This window comes from Croceicoccus estronivorus (genome assembly GCF_001625325.1).
In the GTDB taxonomy this organism is placed as follows: domain Bacteria; phylum Pseudomonadota; class Alphaproteobacteria; order Sphingomonadales; family Sphingomonadaceae; genus Caenibius; species Caenibius estronivorus.
Genome location: NZ_JRQQ01000002.1, coordinates 271,763 through 293,078, shown reverse-complemented (window position 1 = coordinate 293,078; position 21,316 = coordinate 271,763). Strand labels below are relative to the sequence as shown.

General features: G+C 58.2%; 18 protein-coding genes and 2 tRNA genes. 3 read left to right on the top strand and 17 right to left on the bottom strand.

The window, feature by feature from the left end:
- Nucleotides 1-48: 48 nt before the first annotated feature.
- From phoB to recJ, 10 genes are all read right to left on the bottom strand, one after another.
- Nucleotides 49-738: a phosphate regulon transcriptional regulator PhoB gene (phoB, locus tag MB02_RS04645; protein ID WP_067533219.1), complete on the bottom strand. Its 690-nt coding sequence runs from the start codon at nt 736-738 to the stop codon at nt 49-51.
- Nucleotides 735-1,400 carry a phosphate signaling complex protein PhoU gene (phoU, locus tag MB02_RS04640; protein ID WP_170304629.1) on the bottom strand — a complete coding sequence of 222 codons (666 nt, stop codon included), beginning with the start codon at nt 1,398-1,400 and terminating at the stop codon, nt 735-737. The genes phoB and phoU overlap by 4 nt, the downstream gene beginning before the upstream one ends.
- Nucleotides 1,400-2,191, bottom strand: a complete 792-nt coding sequence (gene pstB / locus MB02_RS04635; RefSeq protein ID WP_067534120.1) for a phosphate ABC transporter ATP-binding protein PstB — start codon at nt 2,189-2,191, stop codon at nt 1,400-1,402. Before pstB ends, phoU begins: the two co-directional genes overlap by 1 nt.
- A gap of 23 nt (nt 2,192-2,214) precedes the next feature.
- Nucleotides 2,215-3,465, bottom strand: coding sequence for a phosphate ABC transporter permease PstA (gene pstA / locus MB02_RS04630; RefSeq protein ID WP_067533213.1), 1,251 nt, complete (start codon nt 3,463-3,465; stop codon nt 2,215-2,217).
- Nucleotides 3,458-4,837, bottom strand: a complete 1,380-nt coding sequence (gene pstC, locus MB02_RS04625; protein WP_067533210.1) for a phosphate ABC transporter permease subunit PstC — start codon at nt 4,835-4,837, stop codon at nt 3,458-3,460. The genes pstA and pstC overlap by 8 nt, the downstream gene beginning before the upstream one ends.
- Nucleotides 4,838-4,872: 35 nt before the next feature.
- A complete protein-coding gene (locus MB02_RS04620; RefSeq protein ID WP_067533207.1) occupies nt 4,873-5,922 on the bottom strand; it encodes a substrate-binding domain-containing protein in 1,050 nt (349 codons plus the stop codon).
- Nucleotides 5,923-5,997: 75 nt separating this feature from the next.
- Nucleotides 5,998-7,197, bottom strand: a complete 1,200-nt coding sequence (locus tag MB02_RS04615; RefSeq protein ID WP_067533204.1) for a sensor histidine kinase — start codon at nt 7,195-7,197, stop codon at nt 5,998-6,000.
- 70 nt (nt 7,198-7,267) lie between these two features.
- Nucleotides 7,268-7,342: transfer RNA gene (locus MB02_RS04610), tRNA-Glu, on the bottom strand.
- Between the two features lie 43 nt (nt 7,343-7,385).
- Nucleotides 7,386-7,460: transfer RNA gene (locus MB02_RS04605), tRNA-Glu, on the bottom strand.
- 70 nt (nt 7,461-7,530) lie between these two features.
- On the bottom strand, nt 7,531-9,324 hold the full coding sequence (gene recJ / locus MB02_RS04600; RefSeq protein WP_067533200.1) for a single-stranded-DNA-specific exonuclease RecJ: 1,794 nt from the start codon (nt 9,322-9,324) through the stop codon (nt 7,531-7,533).
- 145 nt (nt 9,325-9,469) lie between these two features.
- Here recJ and MB02_RS04595 point away from each other — a divergent pair, with 145 nt between their 5' ends.
- Together MB02_RS04595 and MB02_RS04590 are read left to right on the top strand one after the other, a co-directional pair.
- Nucleotides 9,470-9,898, top strand: coding sequence for a flavodoxin family protein (locus MB02_RS04595; protein ID WP_067534117.1), 429 nt, complete (start codon nt 9,470-9,472; stop codon nt 9,896-9,898).
- A gap of 103 nt (nt 9,899-10,001) precedes the next feature.
- Nucleotides 10,002-10,793, top strand: coding sequence for a hypothetical protein (locus tag MB02_RS04590; protein WP_067533197.1), 792 nt, complete (start codon nt 10,002-10,004; stop codon nt 10,791-10,793).
- A gap of 74 nt (nt 10,794-10,867) precedes the next feature.
- On the opposite strand, the gene leuA is transcribed toward MB02_RS04590, so the two are convergent.
- The 6 genes from leuA to miaA all read right to left on the bottom strand — a co-directional run bounded on the left by leuA (nt 10,868) and on the right by miaA (nt 18,080).
- Nucleotides 10,868-12,553, bottom strand: a complete 1,686-nt coding sequence (leuA, locus tag MB02_RS04585) for a 2-isopropylmalate synthase (protein ID WP_067533194.1) — start codon at nt 12,551-12,553, stop codon at nt 10,868-10,870.
- Nucleotides 12,554-12,835: 282 nt separating this feature from the next.
- Nucleotides 12,836-13,486: a YceI family protein gene (locus tag MB02_RS04580; protein ID WP_067533190.1), complete on the bottom strand. Its 651-nt coding sequence runs from the start codon at nt 13,484-13,486 to the stop codon at nt 12,836-12,838.
- A 121-nt stretch (nt 13,487-13,607) separates the two neighbouring features.
- Entirely contained in the window at nt 13,608-14,627 is a 1,020-nt protein-coding gene (ilvC, locus tag MB02_RS04575) for a ketol-acid reductoisomerase (protein ID WP_067533187.1), read from the bottom strand.
- A 98-nt stretch (nt 14,628-14,725) separates the two neighbouring features.
- Complete coding sequence (gene ilvN, locus MB02_RS04570; protein WP_067534114.1) at nt 14,726-15,241, bottom strand: acetolactate synthase small subunit; 516 nt, start codon at nt 15,239-15,241, stop codon at nt 14,726-14,728.
- Nucleotides 15,242-15,255: 14 nt separating this feature from the next.
- The gene (ilvB, locus tag MB02_RS04565; RefSeq protein WP_170304643.1) at nt 15,256-17,007 is read right to left on the bottom strand and encodes a biosynthetic-type acetolactate synthase large subunit; all 1,752 of its coding nucleotides are present in this window, start codon (nt 17,005-17,007) and stop codon (nt 15,256-15,258) included.
- A gap of 137 nt (nt 17,008-17,144) precedes the next feature.
- Nucleotides 17,145-18,080 carry a tRNA (adenosine(37)-N6)-dimethylallyltransferase MiaA gene (gene miaA / locus MB02_RS04560; protein ID WP_067533184.1) on the bottom strand — a complete coding sequence of 312 codons (936 nt, stop codon included), beginning with the start codon at nt 18,078-18,080 and terminating at the stop codon, nt 17,145-17,147.
- A gap of 15 nt (nt 18,081-18,095) precedes the next feature.
- On the opposite strand from miaA, the gene serB reads away from it, so the two are divergent.
- Nucleotides 18,096-18,980, top strand: coding sequence for a phosphoserine phosphatase SerB (gene serB, locus MB02_RS04555; RefSeq protein ID WP_067533181.1), 885 nt, complete (start codon nt 18,096-18,098; stop codon nt 18,978-18,980).
- A 51-nt stretch (nt 18,981-19,031) separates the two neighbouring features.
- Here the strand turns inward: serB and purL are convergent, their stop codons facing one another.
- Nucleotides 19,032-21,239: a phosphoribosylformylglycinamidine synthase subunit PurL gene (gene purL, locus MB02_RS04550; RefSeq protein WP_067533178.1), complete on the bottom strand. Its 2,208-nt coding sequence runs from the start codon at nt 21,237-21,239 to the stop codon at nt 19,032-19,034.
- Nucleotides 21,240-21,316 lie beyond the last annotated feature (77 nt).

Here is a 21,316-nt window from a genome sequence, read left to right as displayed (position 1 = left end):
CTGGAATATCGCCAGAAAGGCATAACCCTGCGCGCCAGGAGGTGGTGATCAGGTGCCTTCGAGAGAATAACCTGCCGATCTGACCGTGCGGATGGGGTCGGATGCGTTATCGACTTCGATAGCCTTGCGCAAACGCCTTATATGAACGTCAACGGTACGTTCTTCGATCTCGCTTCCCGTACCCCAGACCGCGTCGAGCAATTGTCCACGCGAAAAGACGCGCCCCGGATGCTCCATGAAGAACTGGAGGAGCCTGTACTCGGTTGGGCCAAGAGCCAGCTTTCTCCCCTGGCGTTCCACCCGGTGCGCGACAGGATCGAGGCTGAGATCGCCGACGATAACGGTTTCGCCTGCCAGAGCGGGGCGAACACGCCGCAATACAGCTGCAACCCTGGCCTGCAATTCGCGTGGAGAGAAAGGTTTGGTAAGATAATCGTCCGCGCCGGTATCGAGCCCCCGAATGCGATCATCCTCCGCCCCGCGCGCGGTCAACATGATGATCGGTACGTTTGCTGTCGCCTTGTCGCGGCGCAATCGGCGGCAAACTTCGATTCCGCTCGTACCCTCAATCATCCAGTCAAGAATGATCAGGTCGGGCACATCCTCAGCAGCAAGTACCAATGCTTCGTCACCATCACCGGTCATCCGGACTTGATAGCCTTCACCTTTGAAGCGGAATTCCAAAAGCTCGGCCAGAGCGAGATCGTCCTCAACAAGGAGGAGTTTGGGATTAGTCATTCCTCCTCGGGGGGGTAGTCGCCGGTAGCGGCATAATGGACCATTTCCGCGACGTTGGTCGCGTGGTCGCCGATCCGTTCAAGGTTGCGGGCAATGAACAGCAACTGTGCTGCGCTGCTGATCGTTGCAGGGTTTTCCATCATGAACGAGACAAGGTTGCGGAACAGGCTGTTATAGAAAGCGTCCACCTTGTGATCGCGCTCCACCACTTCGCGAGCAAGCACCACGTCGCGTGCGCCATAGGCGGTCAGCACGTCATGGACCATCTCTTCCGCCACTTCGCCCATGGCTGACAGCAGAGTGAGAGGTTCGAAGGGCTTGCGCCCTTCGATCCGTCCGACGCGCTTGGCGATATTCTTCGCATAATCGCCGATCCGTTCCAGCACGCCGGAAATTTTGAGCGCAGCGATGACCTCTCGCAAATCGTCAGCCATCGGTGCACGCAGCGCGATAACCCGCACGGCTAGCTTGTCGACTTCGACTTCGAGAGCGTCGATTTTCTTGTCGCGAACAACAACGGAATCGGCCAGCTCTTCGTTGCTGTTGACCAGGGCCTCCATGGCTTCCTGCACAGCAACCTCAGCCAGACCACCCATTTCGGCGATCAGACCGCGAATGCGGGTGATGTCCTCGTCGAACGCCTTGACCGTATGTTCTGCCATCAGCCGTACCGCCCTGTGATGTAATCCTTGGTGCGCTCTTCGCGCGGATTGGTGAAAATGTCGGAAGTGACGCCATATTCCACCATCTTGCCGAGGTGGAAGAAAGCCGTGCGTTGCGAAACGCGTGCCGCCTGCTGCATCGAGTGTGTGACGATAACGATGGCATAACGCCCGCGCAGTTCGTCAATCAGTTCCTCGATCCGCGCCGTGGCTATAGGGTCCAGTGCAGAGCAAGGCTCGTCCATCAGGATGACTTCGGGATCGACCGCAATGGCACGGGCGATGCAAAGCCGCTGCTGCTGTCCGCCGGACAGGGCAGTCCCGCTTTCCTGAAGGCGGTCCTTGACCTCGTCCCAGAGCCCCGCGCGGCGAAGGGATTTCTCGACGATTTCATCGAGGTCCTGCTTGCCATCCGCAAGGCCGTGAATACGGGGGCCATAGGCAATGTTTTCGAAGATCGACTTCGGGAAAGGATTTGGTTTCTGGAAAACCATACCGACCCGAGCCCGCAAGTGAACGACATCCATTGCATGGATATCTTCGCCGTCGAGATTGATATCTCCGGTGACCCTGGCGCTGCTGATCGTGTCGTTCATCCTGTTGAGAGAGCGCAGGAAGGTCGACTTGCCGCAACCGGACGGGCCGATGAAGGCTGTTACATACTTGGTCTGAATGTCGATCGAGACATCGTCGATCGCCTTTTTTTCCCCGTAATAGACGCACACGTTGCGTGCGCTCATCTTGGGCGTGAGATCACTGTTCGCATCCGCGAACTCGACGGTAGGGACCATCGTATCGGCTGAAGGTTGGTTGCTCACCATTTTTTCTCGAAGTGGTTGCGGAGGTAGATAGCCAGCCCGTTCATGACGAGCAGGAACAATAGGAGGACGATGATCGCGGCCGATGTGCGTTCGACAAACCCGCGGTCGATCTCGTCCGACCAGAGGAAGATCTGCACTGGCAGCACGGTCGCGGGCGATGTGAACCCATCCGGCGGCGTCGCTACGAAAGCGCGCATACCGATCATCAGAAGAGGAGCCGTTTCACCCAGCGCGCGTGCCATGCCGATAATCGTGCCAGTCAGGATGCCCGGGAGGGCAAGGGGCAAAACGTGATGGAACACCACTTGCACGGGTGAAGCGCCAACAGCCAGAGCGCCATCGCGGATCGAGGGCGGAACTGCCTTGATGGCGTTCCGGCCAGAGATCACGATGACCGGCAGGGTCATCAGGGCGAGAGTCATGCCGCCGATAAGCGGGGCGGAACGATAGTATGGGAAGATCCAGAGAAATACCGCCAGACCAAGCAAGCCGAAAATGATGGAAGGGACTGCGGCGAGATTGTTGATCGAAACCTCGATAATGTCGGTCCACCGGTTTTTGGGGGCATATTCCTCAAGATAAAGGGACGCGAGAACCCCGATCGGGAAAGCCATGGCAAGGGTCACGAGCATGGTCATGATCGAGCCTTTGAGCGCTCCCCAAATACCGACCATCTGCGAATCCGTAGCATCGGCACGTGTAAGGAAACCGGGATCGAAGTTCCGGGCGAGCAGACCCTTTTCCTTCAATTCCTGGGCCAGAGGCTGTAGATCTTCCTGCCCTTCGCCCCGCAGTGCCGAAGCGAGCTTTTCAGTGGCAGGCAGATGCAACGTCACTTCGCTGTCGAGTATCGCAGGATCGGCGATGATTTCCTGAGCGGCCACACGCCAGGCATCGCGGCCCAGTTGCTGGGCCCCTTCGGTGCCGAGTGTTTTTTCGGCCGCAGTTGCAAGCGCCATTGGAAGACCTGCGGTTTCCAGAGCCTGTACCGCGTCCCGATCTTTCAGGCGATCTCGCGGGATAGCCAGTTGGGCTTCCCGGAAGTCGACCGGAACGCTCAACTCGGCGCGCTGGAAACCGCCAATTCCGTTCATCGTCATACTGACGAGCAGAATAGCGAGCACAACGACGGAGAACAGGATGGCGCCGAGACCCAAGGTCTTGAAACGCCGCTCTGCCGCGTAGCGCTTCTTCAAACGCTGTTCGAAACGAGCAGTGCGGTTGGGAAGGACGATCTCACTCATAAGCTTCGCGGAACCGTTTGACGACACGGAGGGCGATGATGTTCAGGCCCAAGGTGACAAGGAAAAGGACGAAACCAAGCGCGAAGGCGCTCAATGTCGCGGGATGGTCGAAACTGCCTTCACCTGTGAGCATGGCGACGATCTGGAACGTCACGGTCGTCATGGCTTCCAAGGGATTGGCAGTCAGGTTGGCGGCAGCGCCTGCGGCCATGACCACGATCATCGTTTCGCCAATAGCGCGGCTGATTGCCAGCATGATGCCGGCCACGATGCCAGGCAGGGCGGCAGGCACGAGGACCCGCTTGATGGTTTCTGAGGTCGTGGCGCCCATGGCGAGGCTGCCGTCGCGCATGGCCTGCGGCACTGCGGCGATTGAGTCATCAGCCATGGAAGAGACGAAAGGAATAATCATCACGCCCATCACCAGGCCGGCGGCAAGTGCGCTTTCGCTCGATGCGCTCGAGATGCCGACAGCAATGGCGGCGTCGCGTACGATCGGGGCGACGGTGAGGGCGGCAAAGTAGCCATAGACCACGGTTGGTACGCCAGCGAGAATTTCCAGCGCCGGCTTGAGCCAGCTGCGCCAGGCCGGGCTTGCATATTGCGTGAGGTAAATCGCGCTCATCAAGCCTAGCGGAATGGCGACGATCATGGCGATGATGGCACCGATGTAGATTGTGCCCCAGAATAGCGGGATGGCACCGAAACGCGTGGGATCCGGGTTGGTACTCATCGGGTCCGGCCCCCAATGGGTGCCAAACAGGAAGTCGGTAGGCGATATCATGCTGAAGAAGCGAATGGTTTCGAACGTCAGCGAGATGAGAATGCCGAGTGTCGTAAGGATCGCGACCAGCGATGCAAGGATCAGGATCCCCATTACCGCGCGTTCAACTCTTGTGCGGGCCCCGAAATCCGGCCTGAGCCTCAAAAAGCTCCAAGCGCCGCCCAGAAAGCCGATGACAAGCGTTATGATGATGCCGATAATCCGGGTTTGCCCGATTGCCTCACGGTATGGCTCGACGAGGGCTTTCGCCTGCTCATTGAAGACTGCCGGGGATTTGCCCATCGCAACGGATGCGGCATCGTTGAGAATAGCCCTTCTTTCGAAACCGAATTCAGGCAAGTTGGCAGCAGCCGGATTGGCGAGGACCGAGCCGCTCACCAGTTGTGGAGCAATGTAGCTCCACACGGCGATGAATATGACGGCGGGGATCAGGATCCACAGCGCTACATACCAGGCGTGGTAATTGGGCAAGGCTGCGAGGCGCCCGGCGGGCACCTCGCGCTTGAAGCTGTATGCCCGAGCACGAGCCGCCAACCATCCAGCCAAACCAAGGCCGAGGGCAAGGAGCAGTAGGATGGTCGGCGACATTCGTCTTCGGTCCTTATATCAGATCGTGTTGGTCGTTACTTCAGGTCGTCGCCGTTAAGCGGCGTGAAGTTTGTCGCAGCGTCTGCGCTCTTGGCCATCACGTCATCAGGTGAGGCGACGAGACCGATCTTGGCGAGCGGTCCGCCCTTGCCCCACATCTTCGGCCATTCACCGACGAATTCCTTCAGGCCGGGAATGGCAGCCAAGTGGGCTTTTTTCACATAGATGAAGAGCGGACGGGCACCCGGGTAGGCGAAGCTCGAAATGTTTTCGTAGGTGGGTTCAACACCGTTCACGGTCAGGCCCTGCAGCTTGTCCGCGTTTTCTTCGAGATAGCTGTAGCCGAAAATGCCGAGAGCCTTCGGATTGGCTTCGATCTTCTGCACGATCAGATTGTCGTTTTCACCGGCATCGACATAGGCGCCGTCACTGCGCACTTCCGTGCAGATCTGCTTGAACTTGTCTTCGTCGGTTTCCTTAAGCGCCTTGGTTTCGGCGTCGGTCTTACAACCGGCCTCAAGGATCAGTTCCTTCAGTGCGTCACGAGTACCTGAAGTCGACGGCGGACCGTAAACGAGGATCGGGGCGTCCGGCAGTGACGGATCGACGTCTTTCCAGGTCTTGGCGGTCTGATCCTTGCCGAAAGGCTTGGCTGCAAGCGCCTTGTAAACGATTTCAGGCGTGAGGTTCATGTCGATTCCGCCCTTGGCCGAAGCCAATGCGATGCCGTCGAGCCCAACCTGAATTTCGACGATTTCCTTGACGCCATTGGCTTGGCAGTCATCGAATTCGGACTTCTTCATACGGCGCGAAGCATTGGTGATGTCGGGATTTTCAGCCCCGACGCCAGCGCAGAACAGCTTCATGCCGCCGCCCGTACCGGTCGATTCGATAATCGGCGATTTGAAGTCGGGGTAGGATTTGGCGAAAGCTTCCGAGACAGCCTTGGCGAACGGATAGACAGTCGACGAGCCTACGGCCCGAATCGAATCGCGCGTATCGCCGCTGGCGGCATCGCCACCGCCACAGGCTGCCAGCAGGGCGCTGGCGGCTACAGCCGTTGCGAGGAAAAGAGACTTTTTCATGTTTGATTGCCCTTCCTTGGTTTTAGCCATGTGAGTGGCTGGCCCGCCGGGCGATGTCCCGATTATATGACACCTTCATGACATTTCGCCGGTATCGTCCGGTAATGTCGGGAAGCGAATGGTGATACGAGTGCCTTCTCCCGGCTTGCTGGCAATGTCCAGACGCCCCTTATGACGTTCCACGATGTGCTTGACGATAGCAAGCCCAAGGCCGGTGCCTCCAGCGGCTCTGCTTCGTCCGGGGTCGGTACGATAGAAACGGCGGGTGAGGTGGGGGATGTGCTCAGGAGCGATTCCTTCCCCTTCATCCTTAACTTCCAGAATTGCACTGTCGTTGTCATCCAGGGACAGGGCGACGGTCACAGTGCCTTGGGGATCCCCATATTTGAGTGCGTTGTCGACCAGATTGCGTACCAGTTGTTCAAGCTGCTGACGGTCCCCTCTGACAAAAAGTGGTCCCGGAGCCTTTTTGATCTCGATTCGATCCTTGTCCTCCGGTCGACCGGCGTCTCGTGCAGCCTGTGCCGCAACTCCATTCAACTCGATTCGCGTATTGGGCAGATCGTGCTTCTCTGCTTCGATCCGGGAAAGCGACATGAGATCATCGACGAGGGTCTGCAGCCGCTTTGCTTCTTTGAGGACGGTACCGTGAAAACGTGCAGCGGTTTCGGGATCGACTTTCTGATCGCTGTCAGCCAGCGTTTCGACGTAACCGATGATTGACGCCAGGGGAGTGCGAAGTTCGTGACTGGCATTGGCGACGAAATCGGTATGTGCGCGGCTAATGTCGGCTTCCGCCGTGCGATTGATCAGTTCGACGATCCAATAGCGCTCGTCCACAGGATAGCGGCTCATTTGCCAGATGCTGCGCGCGCCGGTCAGGCCTTTTATGGTCGTGCTGCCCCCCGCTGGATCGTCCAGCAACGCGATGGCAGCAGGGTGTCGCAGAGCGACTCGGGCATCCTGCCCGATGATATGCCGCCCCAGTGCCTCGCGTGCAGCGGAATTGGCGATCACGATTCGGCTCTGGTCCAGCATGAGCAGCGGAAGCCCGGAGTGCTCGATCAGCGAACGCATACTGTCGCGGGTGAAGTTTACCCTGTCACGGCGCGGTTGGCTGGGGGCAATTTCGGGGCGTGAAATCCACAGTGTGCCAATCCAAAGAAGGAGATTGGCGAGTACGAGTTCAATTTCGGTTCCGGCTGCCAACAGTACTATGCTGCTGATAACGGCCAGAACGATACCCAGCCAAGGGAGAGGACTACGCTCGCTCATGGAGCTAGGCCTTAGCCGGAGGGCAGGGGACGAACCAGCTTAAAAAGTGATCCATCAACAGGGAGGAAACTGGTGACCCCTACGGGAATCGAACCCGTGTTTCAGCCGTGAGAGGGCCGCGTCCTGACCGCTAGACGAAGGGGCCGCGGAATGTCCGCGGCTATGCGCGGAAAACTATGCTGCACTTGTGGTGACCCCTACGGGAATCGAACCCGTGTTTCAGCCGTGAAAGGGCCGCGTCCTGACCGCTAGACGAAGGGGCCACTCTGTGCAGGCCCGCGCCTTTAGGGGTGGTGGATGGACTGGTCAACCCCTGCTTTGCGCATCATGAATTTAGTTGGCCCATGCGGCGTCCTCAACATGCAGTTCAGCCTGTGGTCTGCTGGACCAATCATCGATCTTTGCCCGTCCGGCCAGCCAGAGGTTACGGCCCCGTGAACCGTGCAACAAAGCCTGACCCATCTCGCTCTCGGCCGCGCGGAAAGCGATTGCCTTGAACGAGGCTCCATCCTGCCCCGCAGCAATCATGCGAACGTGATCCTTACCGACAATGTCTGCCTTGATCAGGCGCACTGGCCCGACTGCGATGCGCGGGCCAGGCCATCCGACACCATAAGGACCTGCGCTTTCCAGCGATTCGACGAGCGCGGGTTTCAATCCGCCAGGTGCCACTGCGAGATCCAGCAACATGGATTGCTGGGCTTGGGCCATGGAAACTGCCCGTCCAAGTTGCTCGTCCAGGAAGTCGGCCAGGGCATTGATTCGTCCGGCTTCTATGGTGAGCCCAGCGGCCATCGCATGACCGCCGCCTGCCACAAGCAGGCCGTATTCGCGCGCGGCGATGATCGCCGCGCCCAGATCTACCCCGGTGATCGATCGTCCCGAACCTTTGCCATTGCCCGTTTCTTCATCGGCATCGAGCGCAATGACGACTGACGGCTTACCGGTCTTTTCCTTGATACGACCAGCGACGATTCCGATCACCCCTGGGTGCCAGCCGTTTCCAGCGAGGACAACCACTGCACGATTATGCTGCGTGACGAGCTGTGCCTCGGCCTCTTCCTGTACGGCAGCTTCGATCGCTCTCCGTTCCTCATTGAGTTGCGACAGTTGTGCCGCGATCGCACGAGCCTCGTCAGGGTCCTCTGTGGTTAACAGGCGCACGCCCAATGTTGATTCTCCGACACGACCTCCGGCGTTGATTCGCGGCCCCAGTGCAAAGCCGAGATCACTGCACACGGGGGCACGGCTCAGCCGAGAGGCATCGATCAGAGCTGCCATGCCGATGTTTTCACGCCGTGCCATAACTTTCAGGCCTTGGGAGACCATGGCTCGATTGAGTCCATGAATGGCGGCAACGTCCGCTACCGTTCCGAGTGCTACAAGATCGAGCAGGGCGAACAGGTTCGGCTCAGGTCGGGTTTCGAAGTAGTTGCGCGATCGAAGGGCCCGCACGGTTGCTACGGCGAGCAGAAAGGCGACTCCTACGGCGGCCAAATGCCCATGAGCAGCCCCAATATCGCCTTCGTCCAGCCGGTTGGGGTTCACCAGCGCCACGGCATGAGGGAGCTCTACCGGACACTTGTGGTGGTCGACTACAATGACGTCCAGTCCGGCATCTCGGGCTTGCTGAAGAGCCTGATGGGCCATCGCGCCGCAATCGACAGTCACGACAAGACTGCTACCCTGCTCCGCCAGTCGGACCAGTGCTTCGCCGCTGGGGCCATATCCCTCCAGAAGGCGATCCGGTATGTAATACCCCGCTGGATGGCCCAACATACGCAGCAAACGGATGAGTAACGCCGCGCTGGTCGCGCCATCGACGTCATAATCACCGTAGATGGTGACCGCTTCCCCGGTCAGGACTGCCTGTGCCAGGCGTTCGGCGGCGGTATCCATATCCTGAAATTCCGAGGGATCAGGCAGGAATTCCCGTAAGGTCGGGTTTCGGTGGCGAGCCAGATCCTCGCGAGGGACACCGCGGGCGAGAAGCAGTTGATCGACGAGATCGTCTTCCATCCCGACGGCACCATCAGCAAGGTCCATGTTGCCGCCACGCCAATGCCATGCGCGCCCACCGAGAGAGCGTTCGATGCCGAAGACTGCACTTGCTTGACGCGATGCCATGTCCTTGCGGCTAGCCTACGGTTTGCAGTCGGAAAAGCCCATGCATTTGACAATCGACAGAATGGGCGGGATTCGAGCGCGGATGAGCACAACGCATGGCCCACTTCTGATCGTATGGCATAGCCGCACCGGAGCATCCCGTGCCATGGCACTGGCTGCCGCGGAGGGCGCAGGGCCGGGCGGGCGACTTCTCTGTGCGGAACAGGTCAGCCCACAGGATTTGCTGGAGGCAGGCGGTTATCTCTTCCTGTGCCCCGAAAACCTGGCAGCTATGAGCGGTGCCATGAAAGAAATGTTCGACCGGTGCTATTACCCGCTGTTGGGTGAAGTGGAGGGGCGGGCCTACGCAACAGTGATTGCGGCCGGATCAGACGGTCGTGGTGCGCAGGCACAGATCGACAGAATTGTGATGGGCTGGCGGCTGAAGCGGGTTGCCGAACCGTTGATTGTGAATTGCGACGCGCAGACGCCGGAGGAGATTCTTGCCCCCAAAAGCGTGTCTGATGAAGTTCTCGAGCAATGCCGCGAGCTTGGGGCCGCATTGGCGCAAGGTCTGCAACTGGGGGTCTTCTGAGAGACACCTCCAAATCGGATGCAAAAGCTTAAGTCGAGGGTCGACGCATAAATGGTTTCCGGTCAGATCGCACGGCAATCGAGACGTTGGTACTGGAAGCCTCATGAACAATGATACAAGCATTGGCGTGCGCGGCTTGTCGCTGCTATTCCCGCGTGGGAAGCGGCCTGAAGTCGCCGCAATTCGGGCTCTTGCCGAAAAGGATGGAAGCTTCTCGGTCAGTCACGATTCCGAAGATCGATTGCGAGAATCAGTACAGGCCTTGGCCGAGCCCGCAGGCGATAATCAGCGCCGGTGGGTGGAATTGCTTATAAATGGGCTGACTTTCGATCTGACCGGAGTGGGGAACGGACCTGCGCGCGCTGGCCCCGATTGTGCATATCGGTTCGATATCCCCGACGATCTCGATCTGAATGGATTGGAGGCAGTTTCGCTTTATCCGGGGCCGCATTTGGCAGGGGGTGAACGGATTGAGCCGGTTGTGCAGACTATGACTCGTCTAGCTGCCCGATTGTGTTCCCTGGAATCGTTGGTTGCGGTGGTTTGGCATCCTGCCCGCAGCTGCATGGGGCCGAACTATTTCACCCAGATCGTGTCCAACTGGACCAAGGGTGGAGTCTTCCCAGCGCGCGGGTTTGTTGGGCTCGGCATGTCTCCAGATGGCGGTATGCAGAGCGAGGGAGCGGCATTCTTTGTCGGTCAAGAGGTGAGAGTGGAGCCGGAACTGGCCGATGACCAAGCCGTTGCGGCCAAGATCGCCGCGCGGTTGATCGATTTTCTGATCGAGAATGGCCCGCTTGCAAAAGCGGATGAAATTGTTGGCCCGGAAGCGCGAAAACTGCGGATTGCGCCTTCGGCCAATCAGCGCTTTGTCAGGGTATGGGGCGGGGGGTAAGTCCCTCGGCTATCAGATTAAATCGCTGGCAAAAATATTGGCCGGACAGTTGACCTGCCCGGCCGTACTTTGGGTTACTTGGTGTCTCTAGCCGCGCTGTTCGCTGCGCTAACGATCGCCCGGACGCTGGCCGCGGCTACATCTTCATCGATGCCAACGCCCCAGACGGTCTGGCCTGCGGGTGTGCGACATTCGAGATAAGCCGCTGCCCGTGCGTCCGTGCCAGTGCCCAGCGCATGTTCGCTGTAATCGGCGACTTCGAGTTGCAGTCCGAAGGCATCTTCCAGTGTTGCCAGGACCGAGGAAATCAGCCCTTTGCCGCGCCCGCTGACACGTTGTTCCTGCCCGTCCACTTTTATAGTACCAGTGAACAGACGGGTGCCATCATTCGCTCGGGTCTCGTCGAAATCGACCAATTGATAGCGGCGCTTGTCTACCTGCACGAAATAGGTCTCGCGAAAGACTTGCCAAATATCGTCGGCGTTTAATTCACGTCCTAATTTATCGGCCAGTTGCTGGACATATTTCGAGAAGTCAGCCTGCATCTTTTTCGGCAGTTTCAGCCCCTGATCCTTCTCCAGGACCCAAGCGAAGCCTCCCTTACCGCTCTGCGAGTTTACGCGGATCACTGCTTCGTAGTTGCGGCCCAGATCAGCTGGGTCGATCGGCAGGTAGGGTACCTTCCATTGCTCGTCGTTCTGCCGCTCATGTGCGGCAAACCCTTTCTTGATCGCATCCTGATGGCTGCCGGAAAAAGCCGTGAAGACCAGCTCGCCACCATAGGGGTGGCGCTGGTGTACCGGAATCTGGTTGCAATATTCGACGACCTCGATGGCCTTGTCGATGTCAGAGAAATCCAGCGCAGGATCAATCCCTTGCGTGTACATGTTCAGCGCTACGGTGACCAGGCAACAGTTGCCTGTGCGTTCACCATTGCCGAACAGGCAGCCTTCCACGCGATCTGCACCGGCCATCATGCCCAGTTCAGCGGCGGCAACGCCGGTACCCCGGTCATTATGAGTATGCAGAGAGATTACGACGCTGTCGCGGCGCGGGATATTGCGATGGAAATATTCAACCTGATCCGCGTAGATATTGGGTGTTGCCGCTTCGACAGTTGCCGGCAAATTGAAGATCAACGGATGGTCTGGTGTCGGTTGGAGTACATCCATAACCGCTTCACAAACTTCCAGACTGAAATCCAGTTCGGCGGTTGAAAAGGTTTCAGGACTGTATTCGAAGAACCAGTCGGTCCCCGGGCGCTTGGCGGCTTCGTCGCGCAGCACCTTTGCGCCCTTGATCGCGATCTGTTTCACCTCTTCCTTGCTCATCTGGAAGACAATGTCCCGCCAGGCAGGCGAAACGGCATTGTACAGGTGAATGATCGCCGCCCGGGCACCTTCCAGGCTGTCGAAGCTTGTTCGGATCAGATCTTCACGAGATTGGGTCAGAACCTGAACCATGACATCGTCAGGAATACGACCTTCGCGGACCAGCGAACTGATGAAATCGAACTCTGTCTGACCGGCGGCAGGAAAGCCCACTTCGATTTCCTTGAAGCCGACTTCGACCAGGAGATCGAAAAAACGGTTCTTCTTTACCGCGTCCATGGGGTCGATGATGGACTGGTTCCCATCGCGCAGGTCGGTGGAGAGCCAACGTGGCGGCGTGGTGATGGTTTGGCTCGGCCACTGCCGGTTCGGCAGGTCGATTTGCGGGAAGGGACGGTACTTTCGGCCCGGTTCTTTCAGCATGGACATGACAATTCGCCTTATCGCTTAAGGCGTGCACGGCAAGAGGCACGCCGGAATTTCGTCTATTGGATCTGGAAATTGCCCTTAGGCGATATGCCATGCACGAGAAGCGCGCAGGCCAAATGACACGCCTAAGGGCGTGTAAGTCGAAGAAGCGATAGGATCGATCGGTTCGTCATTGCAGGATCCATTTGCGCATTGTCGCAGAAAATTCAAGCCCAAGCTTTTCCGGGTGGGCAATTCTTATTTTTGTTGGCAGCAGTGAAATGACGGCTGATAGTCATATGATCACTGTTTTTCGAACGCGGCGGTGATGTCCAAGTCTACTGTGTCTGTGACCATCGGGATGCCGTAACTGACATTGAAATCGGATCTTTTGATGCGGGCCCATCCCTTGAAACCGATGGTCGCTTTCTGGGTCATTGGATTGGTGCCTGCACCGGTGAACTGAGCCATGAACGACACCGGCTTCGTAACACCGTTGAGTGTCAACATACCTGTGACCAAGGCTTCATTGCTATCAGTCTGCCGAACTTGCGTGGATTTGAAAATGGCGTCGGCAGGCGTCGCGCCAAAGAAGTCAGCTGCAGCACCGTCTTTGCCGGGCCGTAACAGATGTGAAGTTAATTCCTGGCTGGCCGTCGTGACACTGGAAACGGGAACGACAACTTCCAGTTGAGCCGTAGCCAAGTCAGCAGGATCGATCTTGAGCGTGCCGCTTACATCGCCAAAGATGCCGAAATAATCGGAGAAACCGAAGTGGTTCACTCGCCAGCCAACCAACGTGTGGTTCGGGTCTGCGGCGTAGGTTCCGGCTGAAATTAACGTGGCATCGGCCTTGCCGGGTTGGCCGCTGGTTCCGTTTTGCGCCTGGACCGCAGAGAAGGATAGCAATGCGGCACCAGCAATGCCTGCGAGTGTGAAATTAATCTTGCGCATTCAGGAAACTCCCCCGGCGGATCGAAGGAGAGCAATCTGGCCATTCGGGATGGCTATGTCCACTGGGCAAGTGCAGCCCCCCGGAATGGTCTGGCCAATTTCCGGGGGGCTGTGAAGCGAATTAGTTCTTGTCTTTGTCGACGAGCTTGTTGGCGCCGATCCACGGCATCATGGCACGCAAGCGAGCGCCAGTCTGCTCAATCGGGTGGGCCTCAGCCGCTTTGCGGCTCGCCTTGAGTTCAGGCTGGCCGGCGCGGTTGTCGAGTACGAAGTTCTTCACGAAGCGACCGGACTGGATGTCGGCCAGAACGCGCTTCATTTCCGCCTTGGTTTCATCGGTGATGATCCGCGGGCCAGTGGTGATGTCGCCATATTCAGCCGTATTGCTGATCGAATAGCGCATGTTGGCAATGCCGCCTTCGTAAAGCAGATCGACAATCAGCTTGGTTTCATGAAGACATTCGAAATAGGCCATTTCAGGTGCATAGCCCGCTTCCACCAGCGTTTCGAAACCTGCCTGAATCAGATGAGTAATGCCGCCGCACAACACGGCCTGTTCGCCGAACAGGTCGGTTTCGCACTCTTCCTTAAAATTGGTTTCGATGATGCCGCTACGTCCGCCGCCGACACCCGAGGCGTAGGCGAGGGCAATGTCATGGGCATTGCCGGTTGCATCCTGAGCGATCGCCACGAGGCATGGTACGCCGCCGCCACGGACATATTCCGAACGGACGGTATGCCCTGGACCCTTCGGAGCGATCATGATGACGTCAATGTCCGCAGGTGCTTCGATCAGGCCGAAGTGAACGTTGAGACCGTGAGCGAAGGCGAGCGCGGCCCCCTTCTTCATGTTGCCCTTGAGATCGTTTTCCCAGATCGCAGCCTGGTGTTCATCAGGAGCGAGGATCATCAGGATATCGGCCCATGCGGCTGCCTCGCTATTGGAAAGCACCTTGAAGCCCGCAGCTTCCGCTTTCTTGGCACTGGCTGAACCGGGGCGGAGCGCAATGGCGACTTCCTTCACGCCGCTGTCGCGCAGATTCTGTGCGTGGGCGTGGCCCTGGCTGCCATAGCCGAGCACAGCAATCTTCTTGTCCGTGACGAGGTTGAGGTCGCAATCGGCGTCGTAATAAACTTTCATTGGTCTGTCCCTGTGTATGCGCGGGCCCGCGAAAGCGGGCGCACGGCGAATTTGCAAGCAGAAAGTGGCTTTTCAGGCCTATCGGATGGCAATTTGCATCAAGCGGCCTCGCCGCCGCGCATCATGCCGACAATTCCAGTCCGTCCGACTTCGACCAGCCCGAGTTCGCGCATGATTGCAACGAAACTGTCGATCTTGTCGGGGGCGCCGGTCAGCTCGAAAATGAAGCTGGACGTAGTCGTGTCGATCACCTTTGCCCGGAACACATCGGCTACACGCAGTGCCTCGACCCGTTTTTCACCCGTGCCGGAAACCTTGATAAGGGCCAGTTCACGTTCGACGTGAGGCCCGGCCTCGGTCAGATCGGTGACACGATGGACCGGCACCAGACGTTCAAGTTGTGCATGGATCTGGTCGATCACGGCAGGCGGGCCGTGCGTAACGATAGTGATCCGGCTGACAGAATGGTTTTCGCTGATATCGGCAACAGTCAGGCTGTCGATATTGTAGCCGCGCGCGGTGAACAGCCCGGCGATCTTCGCCAGAATGCCGGCTTCGTTGTCGACCGTGATGGTCAGAACGTGGCGCTCAATCTCGCGATGCTGGATTTTCATCATTTCCATCCTTCTTACACCAGCGCCTTGGCTTCATCTTCCATAGTTCCTGCGACCGTATCCCCGTAGAGGATCATTTCGGTATGCGCGGCTCCGCTCGGGATCATCGGGAAGCAATTGGCCTCCTTGGAAACGAGGCAGTCGACCATCACTGGCCCGTCATGTTCCATCATGGCCTTGATTCCCGCTTCCAGTTCACTCTGGTCATGAATGCGGATGCCCTTCCAGCCATAGGCTTCGGCTATCTTCACGAAATCCGGCAGGCTATCCGAATAGGAATTCGAATAACGGCTCTCATAGGTCAATTCCTGCCACTGGCGGACCATGCCCATGTATTCGTTGTTCAGGATGAAGACCTTGACCGGCAGGCGGAACTGGCTGGCCGTTCCCATTTCCTGAATATTCATCTGGATCGAGGCTTCACCGGCGATGTCGATCACCAGACTGTCCGGATTGCCAAGCTGCGCGCCAATGGCGGCGGGCAGACCGTAGCCCATCGTGCCGAGACCGCCGGACGTCAGCCATTTATTCGGCTTGTCGAAACCGAAGTATTGAGCCGCCCACATCTGGTGCTGACCGACTTCGGTGGTGATTATCGGGTCCTGCGCGCGGGTCATTTCAAACAGGCGCTCAACCGCATATTGCGGCATGATCGTACCGCTTGTCTGATGCGGATAAGCGAGACTGTCACGTGCGCGCCAGCCGTCGATCCGGGCTTTCCACTCGGTCAGATCGGCACCCTTGCGCTTGCCCCAGGCATCAATCAACTGCTCGAGAACAGCAGCGCAATCACCGATAACAGGCAGGTCGACCTGAACGGTCTTGTTGATGGAACTGCGGTCGATATCGATGTGAATCTTCTTCGAATCCGGTGAGAATGCGTCAAGCCGACCCGTCACGCGATCATCGAAGCGAGCGCCGATGTTCACCATTACATCGCACCGATTCATGGCCATGTTTGCCTCGAAGGTGCCATGCATGCCGAGCATGCCGAGCCAATCCGCATGGTCATGCGGGAAGGCGCCGAGCCCCATCAGTGTCGAAGTAACCGGTGCGCCCGTCAGCGCCTGGAATTGCCGGAGCAGTTCGGTGGCGCGAGGCCCCGAATTGATGACTCCGCCACCGGTGTAAAAAATCGGTGCCCGGGCATTGGCAATCATATCGACCGCACGCTCGATTTCGTCGGCATCGGCCATGATGCGGGGGTTATATCGCTGGGGACGCTGTGGTTTGCCGTCGGCATGGCTTGCGGACGCGACCTGAACGTTTTTCGGAATATCGATCAGAACCGGGCCAGGGCGGCCCGTGGTTGCGATTTCGAACGCTTCGTCAATGGTCGCCGCCAGTTCGGATGGGTCACGGACGAGATAATTGTGCTTCGTGCAGTGGCGGGTGATCCCGATTGTGTCAGCTTCCTGGAATGCGTCTGAGCCGATCAGGTTCGTTGCAACCTGACCAGTAATGACGACCATCGGAATGGAATCCAGAAATGCATCGGCGATGCCGGTGACGGCATTCGTCGCGCCCGGCCCTGAGGTAACCAGAACAACACCAGGTTTGCCTGTCGAACGGGCATAGCCTTCCGCCGCGTGAGCCGCACCGGCCTCATGCCGGACGAGAATGTGGCGGATGCGTGTGTCGCTGAACAATTCATCATAGATCGGAAGAACTGCACCGCCGGGGTAGCCGAATACAAATTCGACACCCTGCCGGACCAGGCTTTCGACCAGGATTTGTGCGCCGCTGCGCTCTTGAGTCACCGTCATTTCCTCGTTTGCGGTGGCTGCGCCACCTGTCGTCAGTTCCATTGGAAAAAGATGACCCGGCGCATTGATGCGTCGGGTCTGATCCTCCTCTCAGGAATGAGAGGGCGGTTAGGAGACATGAAATGACCTGTCAACCTCTACATACGCAATAAAATTTCAAAATACCCTAGATTGTCGAAATCTATCTGTTCATTGCAGGGCCAGTCGACAGGAGGTTGCCTGCGAAACCATGTATATTGCCGCTTCGCGTAATTTCGTGTCGCCTGTGTGCCGCGCTCTATCGCCTCCTCTCGACTCCATTCGCCTTGGAGCCACCCTGCGATTTCGCGTACGCCAATTGCCCGCATGACGGGCAGATCTGGCGCAAGTTGTCGGGCGAGTAGTGCTTGCACTTCCTCAGCCGCACCACTCTCGACCATTTTGCTGAAACGCACGTCGCAACGACTGTAGAGTTCCTCGCGTGGAGGCAGGAGAATGAGGGGGTGTAACGAGACCTTCGCACCGATCCCGCCCGTTCGCGCTTCTTGCCAGAACGATAATGTCTGGCCTGTGGACCGGATCACTTCCAGGGCGCGGGCGACGCGAGTGGTATCACCCGGATGAAGTGCTGTGGCGCGTGCCGGATCTTCGGTCTGGAGGGCTGCATACGCCTCTGACACAGTCAGGCTGCGGACGTCCTCTCGGATGGCCGGATCTATGGGGGGGATGGGGGCAATGCCGTCCAGCAGAGTACGGAGATACAGGCCAGTGCCCCCTGCAAGGATTGGTACAGCGCCTTGGCTATGCAGTTCTGCGATTTCCGCCTTTGCCGCCTGGGCCCAATCGGCTGCGGAGCAGGGGGTGGCTCCGTCCCAGACGCCGAACAGGCGATGCTCTATCCCCACCATCTCTGCCTCATTCGGGCGTGCGCTGAGCACGGCGAGATCGGCATAGACTTGCGCACTGTCGGCATTGACCACTACCGCGCGGGTTCCACGCTCTTTCAGGCCAAGCGCAAGGCGGACGGCACAATCGCTCTTGCCGCTCGCGGTTGGCCCTGCAATGAGCGCCAACGGTGGCAGACCAACTGTCATATTACGGAGATTCCCTTGCTCATCGCCCGCCTGATAGCAGACCCAGACAATTATTCCGCAAGCCTCGATGATGCGACAGTTGCGTTGGAGCGAGAAGGGATGCGCGTGGCGCTTGCTCGTCTGGATGATGCGAATAGTCCGGTTCTACAGATTTCCCTGCCCGAAGGCGATGCAACGGCATTTCGGCGCGTGCTGGATGAGAAATTTCAGCCATCCGATCTGCTTATTCTGAATGCTGAGCTTGAATTGCCGCGCGTCTTTGTTTCCGACATGGATTCGACCATGATCGGGCAGGAATGTATCGATGAACTTGCCGATTTCGCCGGCATTAAACATCAGATTGCTGCAATCACTGAACGTGCCATGCAGGGTGAACTCGATTTCGAAAGTGCCTTGCGCGAACGGGTTATGCTTCTGCGGGACCTTTCGGAAGGGGCGATTCTCGAATGCCTCGATACGCGCATTGCACCGATGCCGGGCGCAAAGACCCTGGTCGCCACTCTGAAGGCAAAGGGATGCAGGACAGTGCTAGTAACTGGCGGTTTTCACCAGTTTGCCGATCCGGTGGCAAAAGAACTTGGCTTCGATCGCGTGGTTGGCAACAGGCTGGCCATTTCCGATGGTGCGCTAACGGGTGAGTTGGCGGGGCCAATAACCGATAGCAGTGTCAAGAAGTCGGTTTTGCTTGAGGAGGTTTCGCAACTTGGTGAAGGGGCCGTGAGCCTTGCCACTGGCGACGGCGCCAATGACATTCCCATGCTGGAAGTGGCGACTTACGGCATTGCCTATCGCGCCAAACCAAAGGCTCGTGCGGCCGCCAACGGGTGGATTGACCGTGGTGACTTGACGGCCATTCTCCACCTGCTTGGCATTCCGGAGAAAGAATGGGCTAAGGCGTAACTTCCCCATTAGCCCCACGATAAACCGAGGTGCTGCTTTCGTGGATCGCCTCTAGTTTCCCATCCAATTGCGGAAGAAGGCGTCGCTTGCCTCACGCAGATCGGACAGGGGCACGCTGAAACCAGGGCCGGATACAGTCGAACCGCCAGTGGTGCCGATGGAAGCCGCAACGATTCCGATTGAACGCGCTGCTTCCAGCACTGCCTCTGGTTCGGAAGTCGTTACGATGTAGCGTCCCTGATCTTCGCCAAAGAGCATGGCAGCGAGATTGGACGACTGCGCAGACGGCGTGAGCCTGGCTCCGATTCCATTTGCCATGGCCATTTCCGTTATCGCTACCAGTATACCGCCATCCGATACGTCGTGGACTGCAGATACTCTGCCGTCCGTCACCAGTTTGCGGACGAACTCGCCGTGCTTGCGCTCCAGTGTCAGATCGACAGGTGGAGCGAGGCCTTCTTCCCTGCCGTGGCATTCGCGCAGCCACAGGCTCTGCCCCAAATGGCCCGCTGTATCGCCGATCAGGATCACCGTATCGCCTTCGCCCTTGAAAGCGATAGTAGCCATTGCGGAAGAATCATCGAGTAGCCCTACGCCGCCGATTGCAGGTGTGGGGAGGATCGCGCTACCGCCCCCGGTAGCCTTGGATTCGTTGTAGAGGGATACGTTCCCGCTCACGATTGGGAAATCGAGAGCCCGGCAGGCGTCGCCCATCCCTTCGAGGCAGCCAACGAACTGAGCCATGATTTCAGGCCGTTGCGGATTGGCGAAGTTGAGGCAGTTCGTGACGGCAAGTGGCCGCCCCCCAACGGCTGAGATATTACGATAGGCTTCCGCAATCGCCTGTTTGCCGCCTTCATAAGGATCTGCGTAACAATAACGCGGTGTGCAATCGGTGCTCATGGCGAGCGCCTTTTTCGTGCCGTGTACGCGCACAACTGCGGCATCGCCGCCAGAGAGCTGCAACGTGTCACCACCGACCTGGCTGTCGTATTGCTCCCAAATCCACCTTCGCGAGGCAAGATCGGTACCGCCTACCAATTTCAGGAGGTCCGCGGCGATATCTCCGCTCTCGGGCAAGGTTTTAAGTTCTTCGACTCCCGCCCAATTCCGATATTCTTCTTTGGAGACGTAGGGACGGTCGTATTCCGGAGCATCGTCTGCCAGCGGGGCGAGCGGAATGTCGCACACCACTTTACCGTCGAATTCGAGCACCATGTGCCCAGTGTCGGTCACTTCGCCGATAACCGCGAAATCCAGTTCCCATTTGCGGAAAATCGCCTCCGCCATGGGCTCCTTGCCTGGCTTGAGCACCATCAGCATACGCTCCTGGCTTTCGCTCAGCATCATTTCATAGGGAGTCATTCCCTCTTCGCGGCAAGGCACCTGATTCATGTCCAGTCGGATGCCGGCACCGCCTTTGCTCGCCATTTCGACACTGGACGAGGTCAGGCCAGCTGCGCCCATGTCCTGAATTGCGACAATGGCATCGGTCGACATGAGTTCCAGACACGCCTCGATCAGGAGCTTCTCAGTGAAGGGATCTCCTACTTGTACAGTTGGACGCTTCTCTTCCGAATCCTCGCCAAAGTCGGCACTGGCCATGGTCGCACCATGAATACCGTCGCGGCCCGTCTTTGACCCGACATAGACGATCGGATTGCCGATGCCGGTTGCCGCGCAATAGAAGATCTTGTCCGTATCTGCGACGCCCACAGTCATCGCGTTGACCAGGATGTTTCCGTCGTAAGCCTTGTGGAAGTTGGTCTCGCCACCGACTGTCGGCACGCCGACGCAGTTGCCATAACCGCCAATTCCCGCGACCACCCCTTTCACGAGGTGCTTCATCTTGGGATGGTCGGGTCTCCCGAAACGCAGCGCGTTCAGATTCGCCACGGGACGAGCGCCCATGGTGAATACATCGCGCAGAATGCCGCCGACTCCCGTCGCGGCACCCTGATAGGGTTCGATGTAAGATGGGTGGTTGTGGCTCTCCATCTTGAAGATCGCTGCCTGTCCATCCCCAATGTCGATCACTCCGGCATTCTCGCCGGGCCCCTGGATTACCCATGGGGCTTCGGTCGGCAGCTTCTTGAGATGCAGTCGCGAAGACTTGTAGGAGCAGTGCTCTGACCACATGACTGAGAAAATACCCAGTTCAACAAGGTTGGGCTCGCGACCGAGCGCGCGCAGGACGCGTTCGTATTCCTCGGGGGAGAGGCCGTGGGCCTCGACGACATCGGGCGTAATTTCGGACATGGGCGGGCCCTTAGCCGCGTCGCATGAATCCTGCTAGCCCTCACACGCTTGACCGGCTCGCATATGCTCGTCAAAGC

Coding starts and splice junctions, on each gene's coding strand:
- phoB (WP_067533219.1), bottom strand. CDS start 738: ATGACTAATCCCAAACTCCTCCTTGTTGAGGACGATCTCGCTCTGGCC.
- phoU (WP_170304629.1), bottom strand. CDS start 1,400: ATGGCAGAACATACGGTCAAGGCGTTCGACGAGGACATCACCCGCATT.
- pstB (WP_067534120.1), bottom strand. CDS start 2,191: ATGGTCCCTACCGTCGAGTTCGCGGATGCGAACAGTGATCTCACGCCC.
- pstA (WP_067533213.1), bottom strand. CDS start 3,465: ATGAGTGAGATCGTCCTTCCCAACCGCACTGCTCGTTTCGAACAGCGT.
- pstC (WP_067533210.1), bottom strand. CDS start 4,837: ATGTCGCCGACCATCCTACTGCTCCTTGCCCTCGGCCTTGGTTTGGCT.
- MB02_RS04620 (WP_067533207.1), bottom strand. CDS start 5,922: ATGAAAAAGTCTCTTTTCCTCGCAACGGCTGTAGCCGCCAGCGCCCTG.
- MB02_RS04615 (WP_067533204.1), bottom strand. CDS start 7,197: ATGAGCGAGCGTAGTCCTCTCCCTTGGCTGGGTATCGTTCTGGCCGTT.
- recJ (WP_067533200.1), bottom strand. CDS start 9,324: ATGGCATCGCGTCAAGCAAGTGCAGTCTTCGGCATCGAACGCTCTCTC.
- MB02_RS04595 (WP_067534117.1), top strand. CDS start 9,470: ATGGCACTGGCTGCCGCGGAGGGCGCAGGGCCGGGCGGGCGACTTCTC.
- MB02_RS04590 (WP_067533197.1), top strand. CDS start 10,002: ATGAACAATGATACAAGCATTGGCGTGCGCGGCTTGTCGCTGCTATTC.
- leuA (WP_067533194.1), bottom strand. CDS start 12,553: ATGTCCATGCTGAAAGAACCGGGCCGAAAGTACCGTCCCTTCCCGCAA.
- MB02_RS04580 (WP_067533190.1), bottom strand. CDS start 13,486: ATGCGCAAGATTAATTTCACACTCGCAGGCATTGCTGGTGCCGCATTG.
- ilvC (WP_067533187.1), bottom strand. CDS start 14,627: ATGAAAGTTTATTACGACGCCGATTGCGACCTCAACCTCGTCACGGAC.
- ilvN (WP_067534114.1), bottom strand. CDS start 15,241: ATGAAAATCCAGCATCGCGAGATTGAGCGCCACGTTCTGACCATCACG.
- ilvB (WP_170304643.1), bottom strand. CDS start 17,007: ATGACGGTGACTCAAGAGCGCAGCGGCGCACAAATCCTGGTCGAAAGC.
- miaA (WP_067533184.1), bottom strand. CDS start 18,080: ATGACAGTTGGTCTGCCACCGTTGGCGCTCATTGCAGGGCCAACCGCG.
- purL (WP_067533178.1), bottom strand. CDS start 21,239: ATGTCCGAAATTACGCCCGATGTCGTCGAGGCCCACGGCCTCTCCCCC.